The sequence below is a fragment of the Paenibacillus sp. LK1 genome, from assembly GCF_002750415.1.
Classification (GTDB): domain Bacteria; phylum Bacillota; class Bacilli; order Paenibacillales; family Paenibacillaceae; genus Paenibacillus; species Paenibacillus taichungensis.
Map to the genome: position 1 here is coordinate 340,837 of NZ_PEII01000005.1, position 21,927 is coordinate 362,763.

General features: G+C 35.2%; 37 protein-coding genes. 2 read left to right on the forward strand and 35 right to left on the reverse strand.

Translation table 11 applies throughout. The features are described 5' to 3' along the window. Positions 1-33: 33 nt before the first annotated feature. From CS562_RS13780 to CS562_RS13870, 17 genes are all read right to left on the reverse strand, one after another. On the reverse strand, positions 34-441 hold the full coding sequence (locus tag CS562_RS13780) for a hypothetical protein (RefSeq protein WP_099856372.1): 408 nt from the start codon (positions 439-441) through the stop codon (positions 34-36). A gap of 31 nt (positions 442-472) precedes the next feature. Further along, the gene (locus tag CS562_RS13785) at positions 473-751 is read right to left on the reverse strand and encodes a hypothetical protein (RefSeq protein ID WP_099856374.1); all 279 of its coding nucleotides are present in this window, start codon (positions 749-751) and stop codon (positions 473-475) included. Between the two features lie 11 nt (positions 752-762). After that, a complete protein-coding gene (locus CS562_RS13790; protein ID WP_099856376.1) occupies positions 763-1,497 on the reverse strand; it encodes a hypothetical protein in 735 nt (244 codons plus the stop codon). Between the two features lie 46 nt (positions 1,498-1,543). Further along, positions 1,544-1,957 carry an HNH endonuclease gene (locus tag CS562_RS32600; protein WP_125477275.1) on the reverse strand — a complete coding sequence of 138 codons (414 nt, stop codon included), beginning with the start codon at positions 1,955-1,957 and terminating at the stop codon, positions 1,544-1,546. A gap of 222 nt (positions 1,958-2,179) precedes the next feature. After that, a complete protein-coding gene (locus CS562_RS13800; RefSeq protein WP_099856380.1) occupies positions 2,180-2,506 on the reverse strand; it encodes a hypothetical protein in 327 nt (108 codons plus the stop codon). Next, the gene (locus CS562_RS13805) at positions 2,503-2,889 is read right to left on the reverse strand and encodes a hypothetical protein (protein ID WP_099856382.1); all 387 of its coding nucleotides are present in this window, start codon (positions 2,887-2,889) and stop codon (positions 2,503-2,505) included. The genes CS562_RS13800 and CS562_RS13805 overlap by 4 nt, the downstream gene beginning before the upstream one ends. A gap of 205 nt (positions 2,890-3,094) precedes the next feature. Next, on the reverse strand, positions 3,095-3,301 hold the full coding sequence (locus CS562_RS13815; RefSeq protein ID WP_099856387.1) for a hypothetical protein: 207 nt from the start codon (positions 3,299-3,301) through the stop codon (positions 3,095-3,097). Positions 3,302-3,352: 51 nt separating this feature from the next. Continuing rightward, a complete protein-coding gene (locus CS562_RS13820) occupies positions 3,353-3,724 on the reverse strand; it encodes a hypothetical protein (RefSeq protein WP_099856389.1) in 372 nt (123 codons plus the stop codon). Positions 3,725-3,779: 55 nt separating this feature from the next. Continuing rightward, entirely contained in the window at positions 3,780-4,067 is a 288-nt protein-coding gene (locus CS562_RS13825; protein WP_099856391.1) for a hypothetical protein, read from the reverse strand. 182 nt (positions 4,068-4,249) lie between these two features. After that, positions 4,250-4,750 carry a CPBP family intramembrane glutamic endopeptidase gene (locus CS562_RS13830; protein WP_099856393.1) on the reverse strand — a complete coding sequence of 167 codons (501 nt, stop codon included), beginning with the start codon at positions 4,748-4,750 and terminating at the stop codon, positions 4,250-4,252. Positions 4,751-4,863: 113 nt separating this feature from the next. Further along, on the reverse strand, positions 4,864-5,637 hold the full coding sequence (thyX, locus tag CS562_RS13835) for an FAD-dependent thymidylate synthase (protein ID WP_099856395.1): 774 nt from the start codon (positions 5,635-5,637) through the stop codon (positions 4,864-4,866). Between the two features lie 58 nt (positions 5,638-5,695). After that, positions 5,696-6,220 carry a pyrophosphohydrolase domain-containing protein gene (locus tag CS562_RS13840; protein ID WP_099856397.1) on the reverse strand — a complete coding sequence of 175 codons (525 nt, stop codon included), beginning with the start codon at positions 6,218-6,220 and terminating at the stop codon, positions 5,696-5,698. Positions 6,221-6,252: 32 nt separating this feature from the next. Further along, positions 6,253-7,284, reverse strand: a complete 1,032-nt coding sequence (locus CS562_RS13845) for a ribonucleotide-diphosphate reductase subunit beta (RefSeq protein ID WP_099856399.1) — start codon at positions 7,282-7,284, stop codon at positions 6,253-6,255. 19 nt (positions 7,285-7,303) lie between these two features. Next, a complete protein-coding gene (locus CS562_RS13850; RefSeq protein ID WP_099856401.1) occupies positions 7,304-9,634 on the reverse strand; it encodes a ribonucleoside-diphosphate reductase subunit alpha in 2,331 nt (776 codons plus the stop codon). Between the two features lie 68 nt (positions 9,635-9,702). Next, positions 9,703-9,942 carry a hypothetical protein gene (locus CS562_RS13855; RefSeq protein WP_099856403.1) on the reverse strand — a complete coding sequence of 80 codons (240 nt, stop codon included), beginning with the start codon at positions 9,940-9,942 and terminating at the stop codon, positions 9,703-9,705. A gap of 249 nt (positions 9,943-10,191) precedes the next feature. Next, positions 10,192-10,389, reverse strand: coding sequence for a hypothetical protein (locus tag CS562_RS13865; protein ID WP_099856407.1), 198 nt, complete (start codon positions 10,387-10,389; stop codon positions 10,192-10,194). Positions 10,390-10,473: 84 nt separating this feature from the next. Beyond that, complete coding sequence (locus tag CS562_RS13870; protein WP_099856409.1) at positions 10,474-10,854, reverse strand: hypothetical protein; 381 nt, start codon at positions 10,852-10,854, stop codon at positions 10,474-10,476. 274 nt (positions 10,855-11,128) lie between these two features. Here CS562_RS13870 and CS562_RS13875 point away from each other — a divergent pair, with 274 nt between their 5' ends. After that, the gene (locus CS562_RS13875) at positions 11,129-11,980 is read left to right on the forward strand and encodes a M12 family metallo-peptidase (protein WP_180287124.1); all 852 of its coding nucleotides are present in this window, start codon (positions 11,129-11,131) and stop codon (positions 11,978-11,980) included. A gap of 62 nt (positions 11,981-12,042) precedes the next feature. After that, the gene (locus CS562_RS13880; RefSeq protein WP_099856413.1) at positions 12,043-12,351 is read left to right on the forward strand and encodes a hypothetical protein; all 309 of its coding nucleotides are present in this window, start codon (positions 12,043-12,045) and stop codon (positions 12,349-12,351) included. A 96-nt stretch (positions 12,352-12,447) separates the two neighbouring features. On the opposite strand, the gene CS562_RS13885 is transcribed toward CS562_RS13880, so the two are convergent. From CS562_RS13885 to CS562_RS13970, 18 genes are all read right to left on the reverse strand, one after another. Further along, the gene (locus tag CS562_RS13885; RefSeq protein WP_099856415.1) at positions 12,448-12,663 is read right to left on the reverse strand and encodes a hypothetical protein; all 216 of its coding nucleotides are present in this window, start codon (positions 12,661-12,663) and stop codon (positions 12,448-12,450) included. A 22-nt stretch (positions 12,664-12,685) separates the two neighbouring features. Continuing rightward, positions 12,686-13,108, reverse strand: coding sequence for a hypothetical protein (locus CS562_RS13890; protein ID WP_099856417.1), 423 nt, complete (start codon positions 13,106-13,108; stop codon positions 12,686-12,688). 30 nt (positions 13,109-13,138) lie between these two features. Further along, positions 13,139-13,435 (reverse strand): hypothetical protein, encoded by a 297-nt coding sequence (locus CS562_RS13895; protein ID WP_099856419.1) that lies wholly within the window; start codon positions 13,433-13,435, stop codon positions 13,139-13,141. Between the two features lie 246 nt (positions 13,436-13,681). Beyond that, positions 13,682-14,041, reverse strand: coding sequence for a hypothetical protein (locus CS562_RS13900; RefSeq protein WP_125477276.1), 360 nt, complete (start codon positions 14,039-14,041; stop codon positions 13,682-13,684). 242 nt (positions 14,042-14,283) lie between these two features. Further along, the gene (locus CS562_RS13905; protein ID WP_099856422.1) at positions 14,284-14,646 is read right to left on the reverse strand and encodes a hypothetical protein; all 363 of its coding nucleotides are present in this window, start codon (positions 14,644-14,646) and stop codon (positions 14,284-14,286) included. Between the two features lie 38 nt (positions 14,647-14,684). Then, positions 14,685-15,152 carry a hypothetical protein gene (locus CS562_RS13910; RefSeq protein WP_099856424.1) on the reverse strand — a complete coding sequence of 156 codons (468 nt, stop codon included), beginning with the start codon at positions 15,150-15,152 and terminating at the stop codon, positions 14,685-14,687. A 23-nt stretch (positions 15,153-15,175) separates the two neighbouring features. Continuing rightward, positions 15,176-15,361, reverse strand: coding sequence for a hypothetical protein (locus tag CS562_RS13915; RefSeq protein ID WP_099856426.1), 186 nt, complete (start codon positions 15,359-15,361; stop codon positions 15,176-15,178). A gap of 4 nt (positions 15,362-15,365) precedes the next feature. Beyond that, positions 15,366-15,533: a hypothetical protein gene (locus tag CS562_RS32915; protein WP_180287125.1), complete on the reverse strand. Its 168-nt coding sequence runs from the start codon at positions 15,531-15,533 to the stop codon at positions 15,366-15,368. 17 nt (positions 15,534-15,550) lie between these two features. Beyond that, positions 15,551-15,748 (reverse strand): hypothetical protein, encoded by a 198-nt coding sequence (locus CS562_RS13920; RefSeq protein WP_099856428.1) that lies wholly within the window; start codon positions 15,746-15,748, stop codon positions 15,551-15,553. A gap of 340 nt (positions 15,749-16,088) precedes the next feature. Next, positions 16,089-16,910 carry an HNH endonuclease gene (locus CS562_RS13930; protein WP_099856432.1) on the reverse strand — a complete coding sequence of 274 codons (822 nt, stop codon included), beginning with the start codon at positions 16,908-16,910 and terminating at the stop codon, positions 16,089-16,091. Positions 16,911-17,025: 115 nt separating this feature from the next. Next, positions 17,026-17,211, reverse strand: coding sequence for a hypothetical protein (locus CS562_RS13935; RefSeq protein WP_099856434.1), 186 nt, complete (start codon positions 17,209-17,211; stop codon positions 17,026-17,028). 27 nt (positions 17,212-17,238) lie between these two features. Next, positions 17,239-18,021, reverse strand: coding sequence for a DNA-methyltransferase (locus CS562_RS13940; protein WP_257219483.1), 783 nt, complete (start codon positions 18,019-18,021; stop codon positions 17,239-17,241). 313 nt (positions 18,022-18,334) lie between these two features. Next, complete coding sequence (locus tag CS562_RS13945) at positions 18,335-18,556, reverse strand: hypothetical protein (RefSeq protein WP_099856436.1); 222 nt, start codon at positions 18,554-18,556, stop codon at positions 18,335-18,337. 32 nt (positions 18,557-18,588) lie between these two features. Next, positions 18,589-20,109, reverse strand: a complete 1,521-nt coding sequence (locus CS562_RS13950; protein ID WP_125477277.1) for a DHH family phosphoesterase — start codon at positions 20,107-20,109, stop codon at positions 18,589-18,591. 386 nt (positions 20,110-20,495) lie between these two features. Further along, on the reverse strand, positions 20,496-20,708 hold the full coding sequence (locus CS562_RS13955; protein WP_099856440.1) for a hypothetical protein: 213 nt from the start codon (positions 20,706-20,708) through the stop codon (positions 20,496-20,498). Between the two features lie 27 nt (positions 20,709-20,735). Continuing rightward, positions 20,736-21,062 carry a hypothetical protein gene (locus CS562_RS13960; protein WP_099856442.1) on the reverse strand — a complete coding sequence of 109 codons (327 nt, stop codon included), beginning with the start codon at positions 21,060-21,062 and terminating at the stop codon, positions 20,736-20,738. Between the two features lie 54 nt (positions 21,063-21,116). Then, positions 21,117-21,419 (reverse strand): hypothetical protein, encoded by a 303-nt coding sequence (locus CS562_RS13965; RefSeq protein WP_099856443.1) that lies wholly within the window; start codon positions 21,417-21,419, stop codon positions 21,117-21,119. Positions 21,420-21,523: 104 nt separating this feature from the next. After that, complete coding sequence (locus tag CS562_RS13970) at positions 21,524-21,913, reverse strand: hypothetical protein (protein ID WP_099856445.1); 390 nt, start codon at positions 21,911-21,913, stop codon at positions 21,524-21,526. Positions 21,914-21,927: the final 14 nt, after the last annotated feature.

Sequence of the window (21,927 nt, forward strand, 5' to 3'; positions counted from 1 at the left end):
AAAACAGGTATTTTAACTAGAACAATCACATATTTAGTTGATAGTTTTAATTTTGACTGACTCAAGTTCTTTAACTTGGTTGCTCCAATACTCAACTTTATACTTAGCATATTCAAGTTCATATTCTTCTCGAAGTTTTTCCTCTTCTTCTTCAATATTCTCAAGGTAATCAATCATTTTTTGAATGTCGCCAACACCACTATGTATCCAGTAACCATCGTAGACTTCTTTAATCTCATACGCTACTTCAAGGGGTGTCATGTCTCTATAATTGATACAATCTTTTTCAATATCAACCAAAAATGACTTCCAAAGATCTTTAGCGTCATCTCTTCCAATTACAAAATAATAACGAGCACTTTCTTCTGATGACCCAAGTGTGTATCTGCCTTGTTGACAAGTTACTGTTACGAAATTCTTTTTTGGTTCTTGAATAGTCATAGTTTAATATTCTCCCTTTTATGTCAATTATCTAATCTTCAATATCATCTTTCATCGCTTCCCATAGAGCATCAACTAATTCTTTTCCTTCGTAGTGCCTATCAGTATGAAAAGTACACACATTCCATTTCCCATCTATAATACTTCTGCCAACTGTTACTTCGTCCAAATAGTCAATCATCTTACCAATATCCATCTTCCTATGGTGATAATTAGCCCAATCTTTACGAGGGACAATTTCATTAAAAAATGAGTAGAATTGTTCTTCGGTCACTTCTTTGGCTTGCTTGGGCGTTATATGATATTTCATATGTGTCTCCATTAGTTATCCCATGGGATTCTGATTGCATATTTGTTTTCACCGTAATATGTAGTTGTCCATTTTTGTTTTGAGCACCACTCATTCAGATACTTTTGCAATTCATCTTTTCCTTCAATATTATCTAATGCATCCTCATGTAAATCTTCGGACTCACGATCTAAGATGTCGTCAGCATCAAGAGAAAGACTTGCTGAACGAGTACCCCACACATAGACTGGTTTCGGCTCATCTGGTTCATGATTATCTTCCCATGTCTCAATGAATTCATCAAAACTTGCAAAGTAACCATCGCTGTATGGATAGTCGTCTGATTGATACATCCCCATATTCTTGGCAATATCATTAGTCGGATCTAATTTAATTGCTTTATCCCACAATTCTTGTTCTCTTACTGCTCTTTGAACATCTTTTTCATGTAATGCATCTGGGCAATCACAATCATTAAACCGTGATAGTTTTTCATTGCAAAATTCACACAAATTCACTACTCCTGAATAGCAGTGTCTACAGCTAATTATGTATTGATTATCGTAAGGAAAGAGTTTGCTTTTGTCTGGATCATCGGATAATCCGTATATTTTGTTTGTAATTTCTAATCCAGTTCCTTTACAATCATCACACGGTTTCTGGTGTTTCTGTAAGTCCTTTTTTAGTCCATTTTTTAAAACTTTAGATAAATATGATAATGCATCAACTGTTACTGTGACTGGTTTTTCAAATAATGATTCTGTCAAAATGATTCCTCCAATTTTCTTTATTTATGTTATTCCCAGTTTGGTTTTATGTATTTGCATGATCATAGTCAATCCAGCTAATAATTTTTCTATACCTAGTTTCGCTAAAAAAGTATTTCTCCTTAACATACCAATCATAAAAACTGTGCTTCTTTTTAGAAGAGTTGCACGAAATACATCCGGGTACACAATTACTAATATCATTTTCACCATCGGATTCAAAGTGATCTCTATGTAATTGTTGTCCATATAACTCCTTGTGTTCGTCATCGCTCATCCCGCAATAGGAGCAAGAGTATCCAAAATATTTCTTACAAGCTTGCCACTCGCTAGATGATAATTTAAAATCCTTATCCTTTCTTTTCTCTCTGTAAGATTTGATTTTATCCTTATTTGCTTGCTGCCATTCTTTTTGTTTACCTTCGCCTCTTCGGCGTTTCTGAATTTCATAGTTTTGCAATTTTCGTCTATGTGTTGAATCTATCCTGTTAATTACAGCTAAGTATTCATCATAATGCTCTAGATTTCTTTTTCTTGATCGTTTTACGGTGCACTGTTTGCATTCTGGATAATAATAAACATAATCTCCTCTAGTTTTACTGCTGTTAATTCTTGAATAAAAATCAGTTAGTGGTTTTACTGTGTGACAGGTTTTACATTCCTTCTCTAGATTTTCTATGCTTTATTCTCCTTTCTCTTCTTCATCGTCTTGTTTTAAAAATGTTTCAAGCCACTTAATGTCACGTAATAATGCCTTCTTTTGATTGTCGATTATTCTCTGAGCAACTTCAAATTCAATTACGCCCTGATGTGCCAAGTTCGACGTGTTTTTAATTAGTTGAACAGTGTCATCGATGGTTTTGGCGTAATCAACTACATATCGAATTGAATCTCTTGATGGTGAAAGTGAAGCATCAACCTTTCTTCTCTCCTCCTCTGAGTTGTGAATAGCTTTCATCCATGCTTCAGTTTGATCCACTACTCTATTTTTCTTATTTGATTTTGTCATTGCATATCCTCCCTAAAGTTATTGTATCTACTTTTCAGTAAACCTTTACCCTTCAATCTGAGAGCATTGTTGCTTGGCTTAACAAACTCTTTCATACGGATCTTGCTACCATGCTTGTCGTATTCCCAACCGTATTTACCAGTACCTTCACATTTCGGGCAATCATATGAGTTCCATGGGTCGTAAGGATATCCATACTCTACGCGGCGTTTACCATCACATTCTTTGCAATCTGGAAGATCAAACAGGAGAAGGTTTGGATCATCTTCCTCTGTATCAGCAACCAACCAATTGCAATATTCCCGTATATATTTTTTAGTTTTTCGTGACACTTTATTGCATGATTTAGAAGAGTAGTTAAAATGTTTCTTCTTTATTTTCATAGCACACCTTCAAAAAATAAATCATGGTGTATTTCTCCCCACTTATCAGTACCTCGTAGTAATTTCGCTGAACATCTTACTCTCTTTTTAGTCTTTCGAGAGCAACCATGAATAGACTTGTGTTTTCTTAGAAAAATCCAATCCTTACTTTTCATTTGACCCTTACCACCAAACACCGTCCTCATACTTCTCTCTCCTTATGACTTTAGATTTTCTTTGACTTGTTGCTTAAACTAATCACTGCTTCCCATTCACCCTTACGTTCTTCATCTGTCATCCCGTTGTTATTCATTGAAGCATAGTGTACTCCGATCCATTTGACGTTAAGTTTCTCTGGAGAATATCTCTTCCCTTGATTCGATCTCACCGTGAATCCATTTGCACTGTACTGAGCTGCTTGCAGTAAGTTCATATCAGTTATATCTCCTCATTTTTGATAATTTCATTCGCTTTTATATGTATTTTAGACAAGAATTTCTTCGACTCTAATCCCCCATCCATCTCGATAGGACTCATTTTCGTCATCAATTCTTCCAACATTCTTTACAATTTTGCTTATTTTGCTTTCCATTTGCGTAGCACTTAAAGATTGATGTAAACGCTGAATTTTTGCTAATTCATGTTTAATAACTCTTCTCTCTCTTAAAACTTTTTGAAGTTCCTTATATTTCTTAAATCCTGCGGAAGCGTTAAAATAATTCGTCTCAATATCATGATAAATATTTGACACTTTTTTATCATATTCAGACTGTAGCGCTATTAAGGACTCATAATCTTCTTTCATTTTATTGATGGTTTCAATAAGAACATTTCCGTATTTAACTGCCAAGCACATTGCTAACAACCCCTTGTTATATGTATTATTAATTCTGATAAAAGACGGCTTTCATTTAAATGATTGCTTTTCCAGCTTTCCAATCATAGGCATTTTTTACCGATTTCCTTATATCAACACATTTACTCAAGTCCTTGTACATATCCACTACAGTATTGTTCTGAATAATGAAACAGTTATGGTAATATTGAACGTGCCTCTCTTTTTCAGTTCTCTTGATCGTTTGTCCCAGCACAATACTTCTTTCGATTTTGTACTCCACTTCACTGAATGAATCACATTTCATGTAACTCAAAGGACAGAGTTCTGCATACTTCTCAACAACATTATTTTTAATTTTCATATGTATTTTACCTCTTATTTTTATTATTTTTGATACTTTTCATCTATGTATGTATAACAGTATTCTTGTTCTTCATCATATCTACCTAATTCATAGCACATGTTTTTGTGTGCCTCTCTGATTCCTTCAAACGCTTTACTCCAAAACAGATATTGAATCAATTTGTCGATCATATGTATTTACTATCCTCCCATCGACATCAATAAGATTGTTATGTAATTATAAATTGAATGGCTCACTATTGTTACTAAGATATTTTCACTTTTCTTATAATGCCACGACCATACAAGTCCCAGCCAAATATACCCTAAAGATAAGGAAAAATTAAAGTGAGGAATCGCAAAGATCAATGAACTAGTTAGAGCTGCAATTATGAACCCAAATCTTTTATCTAACCATCCAAACATAAATTTTCTACATATTAGCTCCTCAATTAAAGGACTAAACAATATACTGTAGACATAAACAATTGGCAAACTAATAATTGTTGTAGCAGTATCATTTGAACTTGCCAAAGACGCTATAATGTTAAATCCTATAAATGATAATGCTGTAGCATAAAGAGCGTGTCTCCAAAAATTCAAAGTGACGATATCTTTAATTTTCTCATGCGTGACCCAATGTCTGTGGTTTCTGATAATTACAACTAGTAACACTGTTGGCAGTAGCAGCAATACTTTCATTTATACTGATCAATTCTCCTCTCATATCACATCTCCTTAAATAAGAAAAAGTACAGGTTTTTAACCTGTACTCATCTTATCACATATTATATTGTTTGTACATATCTTTATTCTTAATAATCAAAATATTTATTTAGCCATGAGTCTACTGATAAGATTGAATCCTTAATTCCCTCAGCTAAATCAGCAACTTCCCACTGAGCACCTTTGCCATGCTTACGTTTGTTGTAAAACTCAAGTATAGTGCGCAGATTACCAGTCAATACAATGTTCGTAGCAGCGGCGTTAGGCAGTACCATTCTTGCATCTTCTGCTGGTACTCCTGCTTTTCGTAGTCGGTCATATGTATATTGAGCATCCTGCATTGCTTCCTCAAATAAATCCGCAGCCGAACAATTTACATATACTTCGTGTTCGTCATTAGTTGGAGCAATCTTTCCGCTTAAACTAGGAGGGCTAACAAATTCAAATCCACCAATTTTATCGTCCGATCCCATTCGTACATAGCGCTGACTTTGAACACTAAAGGAGAGATGACGGTGACGAGTTAGTTGTGCCAGCAGTGCTCTGCTGACTCCTTCTACAGAAAAAGTATAACTGATGTGTTCAAGTGTAGAGGTGTGACCTGAGCCAGTAATGTGTCTAAACAACCTATCAGCTTCGGTTCCACCCAATCCATCTGTTGCCTTGTTTTTAAAATATTTTTCACCTTCAATGTCAACAATTTCCGATGGTTTGTTTGGACTATAGCATGTACGAATAGCTGTTAAGGCTACAACTTGACTATCTTTGATTACATCATCACCAATTAGCTTCAAGATATCACTAGAAATAGTATCGCAAAATTCATGAGAAAGCTGTGTGTGAGCAATTAGTTTAATATTCATATATATCTCCTTTAAAATTCAAATTAAAAGGCAGTGGATTAACCACCGCCCATATGTATTAGATAAATCGCGATGCTCCAAGTTCAATCTGACGTTTAATTTCTTCTTCAATCTTCGGTTCTGGCGCTTCCCATCGATCAGGCTTAATTACTTTACCAACCTCATTATAATGTGGTTTTCCATCTGGGAAAATTTTTTGCATGTTTGCATTATGCACAATATCAAAAATTTTGTCTGGAATAACCGATGCTTCAACAAGTCCACCTTCAGCAAAATATTTAATGTCAATTAGCGCATCAATCTGACCAATTAAACGATCTTCAGGAAAGGGTTTGGTTAATTGCTTATCATATGTATCGTAAATTGATTTAATAAGGTTATGCACAAATTCATTGAACTTTAATTTGTTGCCGTTAGACGATGCATAGAGCAACTCAACTACTTCTTCCATGATAAAATTTGCTCTATTAGTGACCAACTTATCATCCAGTGCTGTAGGTTCTTCTGGTGCGGGACAATTAAATGCTTTCTGAAATTCCCTTACTTTTTCAAAGTTTGTTTTCTGTCTATTTAATACTGTCATATGTATTTCATTGCCCCTCTTAGCTATATTTTTTAAAGATCATCAAATCCGTTATCATCGCCAACCTTACCATAGTTACGTGATTTAGCCTCGAAGAAATCTGTCTTCGTAGAGTTCAAAGCTTCATCAGAGAACGGTTTAATCCAAGGCATACAGTTCACATCTACACCTTCATATAACTTCTCCATACCCATCAACTTCAGACGTTTATTTGCAGTGTATTTGATGTAATCGCTCAACTCATCTAGATCAATACTCTGAATGTCTTTGAGGGTGTAATGACCCCAATTGGTTTCAAGTTTAACCGCTTGATCAATCGTGTTATAGACATACTCCATGTTCTCAGGTGTATTCAGTTCAGGGAAGTCCACCAGCAACTGTTTGTACACTTCCGCGAAGAAGTAACAATGCTGATTCTCATCTCTTTGTATATAGGATACCATCTGACTTGTAGCCATCATTTTTTGATCGCGCGCCAGATTGTAGAAGAAAGCAAATGTACTGTAGAAGAAGATGCCTTCAAGAATTAAATCGGCAACCATTGACTTAAAAAATGTTTGAGGATTAGGATTGTCACGAAATCCTTGATAAATATCTGAGATGAATTGATTACGCTCAAGCAATACAGGGTCATGTTTCCAATACTCAAAGATCTCTTTCTGCTCTTGATCAGATACAATTGAGGAAAGCACATAGGAGTATGACTGGTTATGTACTACTTCTTGTTGCCCAATGATTGCAGAAATTGCTTCTAATGATGAATCTGTGAAATACCTTTTTACATCACCAACAAACATTGTTTGCATTGAGTCCAATACCGCAAGTAGTGAAATATTAATTTTGAATGTGTCTTGCTCCACTTTGCTAAGTTGAGTGAACTGGGAAGCGTCTTTAGACATTGGGATCTCATCTGCAATCCAATGATTGAGTAGCAACACTTTGTATAGCTTATACATATGAGGCATTCGGATATCGTTCCAGTTAAGGATACCCGAATTTTCTCCCTCAATAATACGTGTTGATTTATTTGGTGCTTCTGTGTTGAAGATTTTCTGAATTTTCAATTATATATTCTCCTTATATTTAACTAGAACAAGAGTCACATTCATCAATAATTAATGCACGACTTCGTACATAATAGGTCGATTTCATACCAGCTCTCCAAGCATGAAGATGTAACTCTAGAAACTCTGTAGCTTTGATGTCTGGACGAACATAAAAATTAAAACTTTGACCTTGGTCGACGTGACGTTGACGAGCTCCAGCCATATTAATTGAGGCGTGTTGATCAACCTTAAATGAAGTCTTATAATACCAAATTGTTTTCTCGTTTAAATCTGGTGCAGGATTTGCAATTTTGTAAGTAGTTTTTTCTTCATAGGAGATCAATTCATATAGCGGATCGATACTTGCAGTTGAGCCAGCAATAATCGAAGTAGATCCGTTAGGCGCTATAGCAAACATCCAAGCATTACGAACTCCGTTTTCTCGTACCTCAGTCTGCAATTCTATCCATTGTTCAGTAGTTACATATTTACCTTCTCGATTCCCCGATACATATTCACGTTTAACGAAATACTCTCCCGTATCCCAATCAGACCCTTTGAATTTTGGATAATGTCCTTTTTCTTTGGACAGTTCCATACTGGCTTTTACGAGCAAGTAGTTAATTTTTTCATATAGATTATCGTTATATGTGACAGCTTCTTCAGACTCCCAACGAATACCCTCAAGAGCAAGCAAATGATGTAGTCCGAATGTTCCTAATCCAATAGCTCTATACTGTGCATTTGTATATTGCGCTTGTAGTACATCAATATTGTTAATATCGATCACATTATCCAACATTCGAGTTTGTATTGGAACAAGTCGCTCAAGAACATTATCTGGTACTGCTTTAGACAAGTTAATGGAGTTGAGATTACATACTACAAAGTCGCCGGGAATTTTGGAGATAATGATACGCGTTTGACCGTCTTTAGTTACCAACTCTTCTTTTTCAACTACAGTAGGGGATTGATTCTGCATAATCTCTGTACAAAGATTCGAGGAAAATATCATTCCATGTACACTGTTAGTGTTTGCGCGATTCACTGTATCACGATAGAACATATATGGTGTTCCAGTCTCTAATTGAGATTTCATCACACGCTTCATAATATCAATTGACTGAACAGTGATTCTCTGTAGTAAAGGATGATTTACTGCTTCTTCATATTTTTCTCTGAAGGTTCCTCTGCCCAATTCCTCGTCATAGAAGTCTTCCAATCCAAGTGATCGTCCATCGCTATCTTTCCAACCCATAATAGACTTTACTTCATGTGGACAGAACAGACTCCATTCTCCTCGACTCTCAACTCTTTCCATGAACAAATCAGGAAGGCAGACACCATGGAAGATGTCGTGTGCTCTCATTCGTTCATCGCCATTATTGAGTTTCAGATCAAGAAAAGCTAAAATGTCACGATGGAATACATCCAAGTAAACCGCTACAGCACCTTTACGTGTTCCAAGTTGATCTACGCTGACTGCTGTATTATTTAGTTGGCGAATCCAAGGTACTACCCCTGAACTGGTGTTTTTGTGACCACGAATATCAGATCCTCTAGCTCGAACTTTGCCTAGATAAACTCCAATTCCTCCACCAGTTTTACTAAGTCGTGCTACATCTGTATTAGAGTCAAAGATACCCTCCAGTGAATCATCTACTGTGTCAATAAAACAACTAGACAATTGACCAGCAACCTTTTTACCAGCATTGGATAGTGTAGGTGTAGCAGCCGTCATATATAGATTACTCATAGCCCAATAAGCTTCTTTGACTAGATCCATACGTTGGTCTTCAGGTTCTTGATGCATTAAGTACATAGCAATAACCATGTATCTTTGCTGTGGCAATTCCATTAGTTTCCCATCAAAGTCATGAGTAAGATAACGTTCTGTTAGGGTAAGCAATCCGATATAATCGAACAGCAGATCATGCTCAGGGTTAATGTAATCTCCCAATTCTTCAATCTGTTCTTTTGTATAACAGGTGAGAAGTTCTTCTCTGAAGATTCCTTTTTCAACTAAAGTTTGAATTAGAGGATAGAATGAACCATATGGCTCATCCACATAGGACTTATACTTCCGATTGTTTGCAGCCTTTTTATAGAGTTTTGTCAGCAATCCTCTAGCAGCAACAAATTTCCAGTTGGGTTCTTCCTTTGTGATCAAGTCAAGCGCAGTCATTGAGAATGCTTCGCTAATCTCTTCCGCTGTGACCTCGTCACGTCTTAGCTTACTATTAACACCTTTGACCAACTTTCCCTTGTCTAACTCAAAGCCACTTAAAACTCTATCTGAATATGTATTGATTCTGTTTTCGTCAAACGCTAGTTGTCTGTTATTCGGTTTGTTTACTAATCGGGGCATTAAAATCCTCACTTTCAAATGTATATATCTGTGTAAAAGAATTATTTTATTATAATAATATGTATTATTTAGACGTATTTCTCTTCAACCTCTACTACCGTAACCCTATCCCCTACACTCATCGTATAGTTTTGTTTAAAGAATCGGTTCATTGCATATTCCACGGCTACCATCTTCATTTCACTGATGCTAACTGGATTCTCTCCCGCCATTTCGTAACAATCTTCCTCGTCTACATTGACCCAAAAATCAACCTCTTCTGTCTGTTCTTCTCCATAATCACGATCTAGTACAACTCTAAACTGCATTATCATCACCTCCTTGAATTAATCACTTTCTATCTCTGGTGTGAAACACTACTCGGCTAAACTCATTCCAAGCGTTATTCCACACCTCTTCTCCGTACTTGTCATATTTCTTAAACTGCTCTCTTCCTATATGCTGCTTCAACTTCTTGGTTACATAACTATCTTCATGTAACTTAGCTTCATTATCTGTGTCGACATCTTCATTGAAACATTCAATCAACACTCTCGATAAACTTAATGTTGCTTCATTTAGTCTTTGAACTTCTTTTTCCTCCCCACTTGCTTCATTTTTTGTCTTTCTAAGTAGTTCTTCACTTCAAAATACTCTTTAACTGATTCTTCCATACTGTTTGTTTTGAGATGTTGTCGATCAATAGCCATATTTAGAGCTTCCAAACTTTTGTTTAACTTATCTAGCGAATTCTGAAGCTTACTATTTCTATTCATCTTCAACACCTCTTCTTGTTGTTTGTATTATCAGTTTAATCCAACACACTAGTTTAGTCAATATGTATTTTCACTCTTAAAATATTAATCTCGCGGTGATAGGTTAAATTTAATATTACCAAATAACGTATCATTTGCGCTTCCGGTAAAGTTATCCAATACATGCTCATTTTCTTTGTCTGTGTGCTCAATAATCAACACGTTATATTTCTCATCATAATGCATACCACCCAATTTAAACTGTACGGGAATATTCTGTGATGAAGCTGCTGTTGCGATTGCCTGAATAAGTTCTGACTCATGCTTTTCCCTAATCGTTTTATATGTCCCAGTAGGTAGGGTAAGCGTATACGGAGTACCATCCACACTGAATGTAAAGATATTGTTGCTAGTATTAATTGTGACCTGCTTATTAATGTCTACAGATCCCCATACTTGTTGTCCATATTTAGCTATAATGTCCATCTCCTCAACTGATTTTTATTCCAGTTCTATTTGTCTCTAACCTACTTTAAATAAAAGGTACATTTTACAGAGTCTACTGTAGAGGTTGAATTACAAATCCATACTCTTTTGCTCTATAAGCTGCTTTTTGATCAAACTTACTCGAACCACTTATTTTAAATTCTATATTTTACATTATTTTCAATAAATCGTACTTTTGGACCATGTGAACAATGGGATTAAGAAATATACTTACATTGATAGAAATATTAACTATAAAAGGAGTGTATTACTGTTGTTCAAACTAGCAAAAACCTCTCTTGTATTGTCTATTGCTCTTTTCAGTTCTCTATCTTTTGCGTCTTTTGGCTCAGCCGAGGCTGCAAACAATGATGATGTTGCCCTATTCTATCTAAACCATGCAAAAGTTTCGGGCGATACTCCAGCTGAACCCATCCAAAATAAGTTCATTAAAGAAGAAGAACTCAATCCCACCATTGAAAGATCAACCACAATCCCTGTCTATGATGAAAATGGAAACTTGTTGAATGAATATACAATTGAAAAAAACACTGGTGCTGAATCAAAAACTTCTCTACTTCAAACAGGTAAGCTCGTAAACGTTCTTGTTGCTGTGGACGAAGAATATAGAAGCGCCCACAGCGATTGGCAAACAAGGGTATCCAATATAGTTGAAAGTGCAGATGATCCTTTTAACGAAAAATTTAACATAGATCTTAATATATCTGCATATAAGTATTGGTTCTCAGAAGGAAAAAATGCTTCAGAGTTACTAAGTCATTTAAAGGGTGACGGAAAAGATTCCTATGATTTAGTTATCGGTTTTACAGGTGAGTCGGACTTTTATGGAGTAAACGGTGATTTTATTGGTGGGCTCGCATATATGTACTCCAGTAAGCCCCCATATGCAGGCTATAGTGTGGTAAGCAACCAATCATTATCGGGAACAACGCGCGCTTTACAACATGAGGTCTCGCATAATTATGGTTTGGACCATGATACAGCAGCCTCCACACCAATCTGCATTATGAATTATAATACAATGTATAGTACTACCACTTGGCATACTGCTCACTTCAATGAATTAGCTCTGCGAAAACTTTGGTACGGAACAACTTTTAACTAAATAATCTTAATTGTGCCATAGGTGTTGTCAACTTATGGCACAATTTCTCTGAGGTGAAATCAATGAACAATAAATTTGTAATTATTTTAATTCTCATGCTTCTCTTGAGTGGCTGTTCAAATCATTCTGCAAATAATCTACCCAAAGGAGATGACCCAGTATCCTGGATTAATTTTGAAGGCAAAAAGTACGAATTTTACAAAACAGATGTTTCTGTTGATGATTCTCTCATTTCAACAAATGAAAAAACTGATGCAGACGATGGAGTAGAAAGTAACTTAGAAATATTTAAAGCGGAAAGTGAAAATGGTGTTAGTTTGTTTATTCAAGATCCAATTAGTAAGGAATGGGTTGAATATAGGTTAAAGTAAATAATAGATACCATTTGATTGTCTATTTCGTTACGAGTAAAATGGAGATAAAATTTGACTTTCATTAACATTTCATCCTCTAAAAACCCTTATATATCAATACTTTTCTGACTCAAGTAAAGCTAAAATCTCATGATAGGCAGTCATTCGACCAAATTTCCTTCCATGACTACATCCCATCTCATAGCAATCATCAAAGTTGCCTCCTGACCAGTCTTCAGGGTTGTAGTCTTCTTCAATGTCCTTATTGATGTCATCGATATACTCTTGCAATGTCTCAATCTTATTTCTCAGTGCTTCAGCAAGATCCATATAAACATCTCCTTGAATTGTTTTACAGTAACTCAGTAATCTCTTGATTAATCTCGTCAATCTTTGTATTGTAGTATGTATTTTTCTTGACTTTTGCCTCTTCAAACTGCTTCAAATTATCCAAGCATTGTTTTAGGTAGTGATTCACACATCCTTCTTTCGTGCGGAAAATGCTGAGGGACACACCTGCATATGCTCTGTAACCAGTGTTGTCATATGGAGCAATAACTGCGCTCGACAGTTTTTCATTACCTTTGACCTCTCGAAAGTGAAAATCAGAATAATAGACTTTTTTATTTTTTGGTAAGTCTTCGTTGCTGATAACTACAACTTTTTTAGGTGGAATATGGCGAATTGCCTTGTTGTCGACATCATTATAACGATAATCACAAATCCAAACTACATCACCAATCTTAGCCTTCGATCTGAACTCTAAGTGATTCAACTACTCTCCTCCTTGTGAGATATATGCCTTTTAGTTCATTGTGTGGAGCGGATTATCGATCGCTTTATCTATTTCGTTTACAGTAGCCAATCTCCAATTATTAACTACGTAATGATAACCCCTACTGTAGCTTCCATCTAAATTGTCAGCAGAAAAATCTATAGACCCTTTTTCTAATCCACTTACTCTTGCCACTTTACCCGCTTCTCTGTCAAAAATGTATACACCAATACTAATCTGCTTCTTGGATTCATTTTCAATTTCAGCTAATTCACGATATCTTTTAGCTTCTTTCTCATGATATTTGACTTGTTTATAAAAAGACATTGATCATTCTCCTTTCCCTTTGAAATACGCCTTTCATTTGGATCTCACTAAACTTGACAAATCAAACAACAGTCCCACCAAAAAGAAAATTACATAATATCCTGAGACGGTAATAGTGAGACCGAATAGTTCTTCTAAGCCAGTTACGCATATTGCATCAAATCCAAACAGTGATAAGAACCATGCCAATATTAAACCACTCACACAATTCAGTTAATTGTCCTCCTTTCCCATTGGGCGCTTATATCAATATCGGGGGTTCAAAGATTCATTAACAGTTGAAAAGATAACCTGAATTTGATTAGCCCAAGGTTTTAGGGTAGGATCTAACCTTCTAATTTCACCTAACTCTGTTTCGGAAACTTGATTGTAGAAATCGTTCTCACCATATTTGATCCACTCAAATCCTTCACGAAGGACATTGATTCCGTTGATCAGTTCCACAATCATTCCTTCTTTAAACGAATCATCATCTGAGTAATATGCATCAGTAATTTCTCTTAGGCGTTCTGGTGTCAGTCCCATAGATTTTTCTCCTTTCAGTAGTTGAGCTAAGTATTCATCTTTATTTTCTTCTATGTATTTCATTGTTTTACTTAAACTCATATCCTCAGCTCATCTCTTAAGTAGATTTATCTTTAGTTGAATTTAAGAATAATATCACAATACCTTTGACTCTTTTGGAATAATATCTAAGCCAGCAGCATAATCTTCTGCCGTTTCATAAATGTCATAACCATCTTGTTTAGTCTTAACAATGATGCAATCTGGAACCTCGACACCGTTTTGATCAACAATCTCATAAATCTCAATCTAATCACTCATTTCCTGATGAAATCTCACATTTATCAACTTTCTTTATTGACTTCAACACTAATAGATAGTTGATTTGCAACAATGTCGGTCAAGTTGTCAGTCAATACTTTAGATACTCGTTGCTTGAAAGCATCTTTTGACCAATAATCACTTCTAAATGAGCCGTAAATTTCTTGCTTAACAACATCTTCAATTGTTCGTTCAATATAAGCAATCTTGTTAACCTTACTTATCTCTGTTTGGACAGTTTCTTTAATGATTTGGAGGATATCATCTTTAGTGATTCCTAATTCATTATGCATGTAGTTCTTTACAGCATTGTATTCTGCTCTAAATTCTTTAGGTGGTTTGCTGGTAACAGTCTGATTTTTTCGATCTACAGAGTTTTCATTCATTCGTTACTCTCCCTTTCTCAGTCAAATATATCTTTCACTTAGAATGCTAAATTGTAAATCATATACCCAAAATATGTTGTCCAGATCATTGCTGTTAGTGTACTATTAAGTGTCACATTTTTATTACTTAGTACTTTCATCTTTTCAGTAACAAGTTCTGAATCGGTCATATCTTTAGCTTTTTTCTTTAATGAAGAGTGAATCCACATAAAAATGAAGAGTAGAATTGCAAGTAGTGTTGGAATCTTAATCGGATCAAATCCAATGGCAGCAACCAAATAAATTGCTTCAATAACAGTCAGTACTAATGCAATCATTAGCGGTAAGCAACCATCCTTCATAAAGCTATCAAGTAACTTACTATTATATTCACTGTTTGTTCTTTTTCCTTCTATTTCAGAAATCTCTAATAGCTTCAATTTCTTACCTGTCTCTGAGAATATGGAGCCCTTAAAGACGGTGTACAGGTTTATAGCAAAGAATAAAATTGATAGAAAAATCATCATAAATCTAAATCACTCCTATTATTTTATGGATGAATCCAGGCATGAATTTCGTCTGCACGAAGCAACTCACAAAGTTGATTTAAATTACATCTACGTTTAACCGCATCCCACATAAAACCCTTATAGCCAAACTCTTTCTCGCAAAATTCCACTGCCTCGTCTACCTCCGTAAATGTCTTTTCTTCGTTCTCCAAATCAATAATCAACATATTTTCAATTCTCCCCTGTGTATAGTTTGCTAGTTTCGTACTGATCGTGAATAATATCTAATGCTTCCCGTAGCCCAAGAATTTCACCTTCATGAGCAATTGGATCTGTATCCTTGTAGTAATTAAGTGATACTTCAATATCTTCAATGATCTTTTCAATTAGTGCTTCCATTTATGTATTTCTCCCTTCTAGAATCGTACAGTTGGGTAAGGATCATAAATATCTTTCTTTCTACTTTGATACAAATTCCATTTAATAAATTCTTCAGACAGCTTACGACTCTTCATCTCTTCAAGCATTGCAATTTCAATGTTGGTTTTTCGTTGTTGTGTTCGTAAAACTTCAAGTCTATTTGTGATATCTAGGTAGCTAAGCTCAGGAAACATTTATTTACCTCCTTCATTCAATCTCTTCAGGATACTTTTCAATGCTTCTCCAATAACTTGAGATGAATCTCTTGTAGATTTCATTGCGAGGTTCATTTTATTGATTGTTTCATCCATTTTTTCATTTACCTCCCTTGGATTTAAAAAACGGAATGTGTAGTACCATTAGTGCACCTGCTGGAGCCATCAACTGAGTCAAAGCTATTCCAATGATCTTCCCGATTTCCGTGTAAGGTTTTAGTAAGAATATAAACTGAGCTAAATAATAAAATGTGAATCCAAATACCAGCCATAGGAACATAAACTTTAATATCAATAGTGTTGATTTGATTTTTCTCACTCATTTCTTAACAAAAGTATCGTCTCTTGTTGCTATGAATTGTTTAAAATCGTCACTAATCCATTTGAGTATTTTATGTATTCGTACTTGACTAAACTTTTCATTTTTCTCGTTATACCACTCAGTTAACGTTTTATTGTGTTTTTCACTATTACAGAGCCTGCAACTAGGAATACAATTTGAAAGATCGTTTGTTCCATTCGGATTAACATGCTCTTTACTAAAATCGTATAACTTGAAAACTTTTTTAACTTCAATTAAATGTTTGTCTTTGGGCAAGCCGCAGTAAGCACATTCGAAATTGAAATGTTTCTTGCAGTTTTCCCATTCTTCATCTGTAATTTCATGTATTTTTTTATTTTTCCTATAAGATTTCTGTTTGTCGGGATTATTTTTGTACCAATTTTCATAATACCCTCTAGATCTCTTTCTTCTGGTATTTTCTTTAAACTGGACTCTTCTTCTGTCTTTGTTCCGTTCATCACCAGCTCTCACATTTTTCAAATGACGTTCATAATTATCTTCAGCCCATTTTTTAGTCTTTTTAATGGTACAGAGTATACAATATGGCTGATAATAGGTATAGGCTATTCCTTTTGAGTTAAATTTTTGTCGACTATAAAATTCATCTAGTAGTTTTAATTCATTGCAGATACTACATTCTTTAATAAGTTTATCCCTCCTCACAAAAGTTGATAAAGCCACTATTTTATTTGTCGCGATCACTTTTAGGGACAAAGTCATTCCCTTTGCAGGAAAGTAGATTTGCGGTTCTACAGAAGTGTTCAAAGTTACAATCTTCGCAAATGTCCATTGCTTCATAATCTTCAAGCTTTTCTTCGCTCAATAACCTCTACCTCACTTATCTTGAAACTTGTATTTTATAAGGAAATAGGGTCTAAAAAATCCATTCCAAAAGTATTTCGAATGTCTTTTTTTAATTACAACTCCAACACACGTATCCATCTATAGCCTGTGAACATTTCGCACATACTCTCTCAATGTATAATTTACCACCTAAAATCTCTACTCTTGAATATTCACCAGACTCTTCTAGTTCTTTTTTCTTTTGTTCAAGAAATGATCTTTTATATGACGATTTACACCAAGGAACTAATGCCATAAAAATCCTCCTTCGCTTAAGATTTTTCTAAAAACAGATATCAACCAGTTCATCATATGTGCTCTCAATTCTTTGATTAGCCAACTCTATGTATTTACTTTCTGTTTCAAATCCAATAAATCTACGATTGTTTTTTAATGCTGCTACCGCTGTTGTTCCTGATCCCATGCAATTATCTAGTATGATTGAGTTTTCATTTGTGTAAGTTAACATTAGGAATTCAAAGAGTTCTAATGGCTTCTGTGTAGGGTGTATTGGCTTCATATCGACCCCAAATCTTTGTACACTTCTAGGGTAGCCCGTATGTGTCTGAATCGCATCTTTATCAGACTTTCCGTAGTTAGTACCGCCAGCCCCTTCAGATTTCTTTCCACGATCCCCTTTATTAATTGTGGGCTTATCTTTTTCTACTAATCCTTGAGGGTTGTAGATTGGTAAATTCTTATAAAAGACTAGTACATTTTCATGAGCCTTCATAGGCATCTTCTTAGCGTTTAAATGACCAGTTGCCTTATTCTTTTCCCATATCCACTCGTATTTTAGAAGTTTTAAATTGCTTGATCCAAGTACCTTATCAAATGGTGTCTGAGCTGTTAAAACAATAGCTCCGTCATCTTTTATAATTCTTTCATATTGAATCCATAATCTTTCTAGATCGATAATACTATCCCATTTGTTTTGAGTCGTCCCATAAGGTAAATCACACAGTATCATATCCACGCTAACATCAGGAATTAATTTCATTCCCTCTAAACAATCCATTTGATAAATGCGATTCAGCTCAATACTGCCTAATAGCTCCTTAGTCAATTGCCCATCTCCTCATATTTTGATGAAACAGTTCTTTCTTGGACTTCTATGTATTAAAATGTTGTACATCCCTTACGATATCTCTTGCCTTTATATTTGAATCGCGCGATGAATGTACGAACTAGAATTAATCCTTCATTCACACGCTCAATCACAATTACACCCTTTTCAGTCATCCATCTTATTTTTCCTTGTACATTTGGAATGGAGGATATCATCTTAATGAGATATCCCACCCCAACATTGCTTTGCTCACATCTTACGCGCGCATGATCACTGACTTTGATTCTTACTTTTTGATTCTTCATATGTATTACCGTTTATTAGATTTGCGCTGAGTACGTTGCTTCTTGAATTTAGTCAACACAGATCCTTCCTTTCGACCATTTTCTGCTGGCTTAACATAATGGAATGAGAAACCCTTTTTAGCTGCTTGCTGTTTAGCTGCAATGACTGCACCAAGATAATCAGCAGGAAGATTGTCGATTACCACACTTTGATTGTTGTTGTTAGTTGCGATTCCGTAAAATTTCATATGTATATTTCTCCATTCGTATATGTATTATTTTATTGTTTAATTACTTCTCTATAATCTTCAATGAACAATTGGCATGTCTTAGTAACTTTAAATTTAGGCTTATATTCAGTCCAAATGTTCATATTGAGCGAACCTATCGCCTCTATATCTGTAAATACCGGAACCTTATTGTAATACTCAATATCGACTTTGAACTTCATTAGTTGTAACTTTCCGCAATCTATCTTTACAGTGTTATTTGATTTTCCTAATGGTTTTCTATCTGAGATGAACAGATCTTTGATTAAAAACATTCCCGGCTTAAAACCATTACCTGAGTACCGATAAAACTCGGTAATATAATTGATAAATCTCTCATCGATTTCATTGACACTAAACTCTAAGTCATAGTACAGCGTGTCATCTGGAACAAAACTACTTAACCGATTATTGAGCTCATCCTTCAGTTCTTGTAAATTCTCTTTTTTTATACTCAGCCCTCCTGCGCCGGGGTGTCCACCTGTATGTTCAATAGCCCTACATTTTTCTAATAGGTCAAGCATGGAGAAATCTTCTAATCCGCGAAAGCTTCCTGCATATGTATTTTTATCGTCTCCATCCCCCAGAACAATAGCTGGCCTATTGAATTTCTTAGACAGCTCCTGTCCTACAAGGCCGTTCATCCCTTTTCCGATTGATGGATCATAAATTATTGCTACTTTATCGTCGTCACTAATGTTATCTTTGTGTCTCTCAAGAGCTTCAGCTTGCACAACTTTCCGATATTCATTTAATTTAATTAACTCTTTTATATACTCTTTCAATTCAGGTGTTTCTTTGTCACACATTAAGAAATCAATTGCCAGTTTAATATTGTCAACTCTGGTCGCCGCTGTAATAGCAGGACTTACTCCATATAAAAAATCAGTTGCGGTTAGGTTATTCAAATCCTTCTTCATGCCTTTAAAGAGTTGCTTTAATCCTTCATGCCGCAAACCTTTTAGTGACAACTTGGCATAATATCTATTTTCCATTTCCATCATTAACATCATGTCTGCCATAAGTGAGAAACCCGGCAAATCACTTAATTCATAAGAATAAGAGGTTTCCATTAGATCATCTAGCACCTGACACAACTTAAAGGTTAAAAGTCCTCCACATGCATTTTTATTTGGATAACCGCAATCGTCTTGTTGTGGATTTACGATTATTGCGAAAGAATTTGCATTAGTAATTGTGTGGTGATCTATAATTAGACAGTCGATTCCTTTTTCAGTTAAATACTTCATCGACTCCGTATCATTAGATGAGCTATCCAATGCAATAAACAGTTTAGTTTCGTCTGGAATACTTTGTATCAAACTACCAATCATGTGGCCTTTTGATCTTTCATTGCACACATAGTGTAACCTGTCTGTGAAGTTGCTTAAGTATTTGTAAAGAATAACAAGCGAAGTCACTCCGTCCATATCCGGGTCGCCTGAAATTGTGACTAATTCATTTTTATCTAATGCATTCTTAATTCTTTGCCCAACCAAATCAATGTTTTTCAGTAGATATGGACTATGCACTAAATTAGAGAGCGGATTCAGAAATTCATCGATATTTTCAATCTCATTAATCTTCGCTAGTTTTGAATATGTATTGTCATAAGGTTCAAATGGAATTTTGGGTTGCTTTTGTTTCCATGCTATGGCAAAATCACTCCTTTCAACATTTTACTGAACTACTATTTTGAATTTTTCAGGTAATGCAATATTCTCATTATTATTTATCCAACTACTTGTTAACCACTTGTCTACCAATCCTGTATGTTTGTTGATGATTTTGATATTCACTTTTCTCAAATCGATCCACTCCTCAGAAATTAGTTAAGCAGCATTTTAAAACCCTTGTGTTTACTGGCTTTTTTGATCTTCAATTCTAGGTAAAAGAGCAGTTTCATTTAAGCCTTAAATTACCACCAATATCGGTCTGTTTCATCTGAATATTCGCCCATCTTGCAATAACGCTGATAGTGATCCCAATTATCCAAATCTAGTCCTTGCTTTTTGCCATCCTCATAATCCTCATCTGAATATGGCTTCGTTGGATCGCCACCACACAACGATAATTCTTCAATGCTGCTTCTTTGAATCAATTGATTGATAATATCTTCCGTTGAATTCATATTCAGTTCTCCTTTAAATCGAATTTCTTACCACTTAACACTTGGAAGCTTATGTAGCTTTCTTACATATCTTTTGACTAGCCAGTAGCTGATTGGATCGCGAATCTTCATACCCTTATCTTCAAACTTGATGATGCTTGCATGAAAATAACATTTAGCTTCTTCATTTTCGAAACTCTTTGGATAAGACTTCAGCCGTTTCCATTCGTATTTATTCCAGTTCTCTTTAAATTTCTTGTAGCTTCCCCATCCAGATCTCTGCGTGTCGCCATTGGTCATAGAGATATGACCTAACCAAGGCACACAGGGAATTGAAATTAGTGCGTAAATAATCAAGCAGGCTGCAATTAACATTTACATTCTCTCCTTTTGTAAGTAAAAGTATATTTTTACTTAGATTTTCAGTTGCTAGAAGGCAATGCCTAAAATATCACATGCAGTGCGCATCCCTACCTTGAAATCACTTTCTCTTCCCTGATAACCATCTACTACATATTTGTCGAAGCTATTGTAGGCCAATCGTAGCTTTTTTTCTATTGAAATCTTTTCTCCAAGGTATTCGCAAATAGTTTCAAGGGGGATATTGTGCAAAATCTCATCATCCCACAAAGCTGGATTTTGAGAGTGACACTTGATAAACCATTCATTGTTAACTTCACTGACAATCTCATTGATAAGCTCTTTTTGTTCATTCGTTAATACATATACCATTCCATCATCTTCCTTTCTGATTCTCCATCAAACTCTTCTTTCACAGGAACGGGGTAACAAGCAAAGTCACTTTATTCACTTGTCACTCCCATCTCCCCGAATGATTATTTATCTAATTGACCAAGCATTGCTTGTAGCTCTTTAACGGACTTGTTCTCCAATTCTTGATTTTGTTTGGTGAACAAGATTTCTTGGATCTTCTGTTTTTGTTCTTTTTGAGCTTTTGCCTTAAATTGCGCTTCTTTCTCTGCAAGTTTAGTTGAAACAATATACCTTACTAGTTCAATTTTTACATCAAGCTCTTTATCCTCTTTTGTTTTAGAATTCAATAGGCTTTCTTCTTTTACTTGTTTCAGTTGAGAATTAAGTGTTTTGAAAATTGAATCTAAGTTTTCAACACTCAAATCCCACAGATCCTCTGTGCTTATCAAGCCTTTAAACTGGAATCGAATCTTAGTTTTTGTTGCAATTTCAAAAATGTTTTCTGTTGTCATAGTTAATCTCTCCT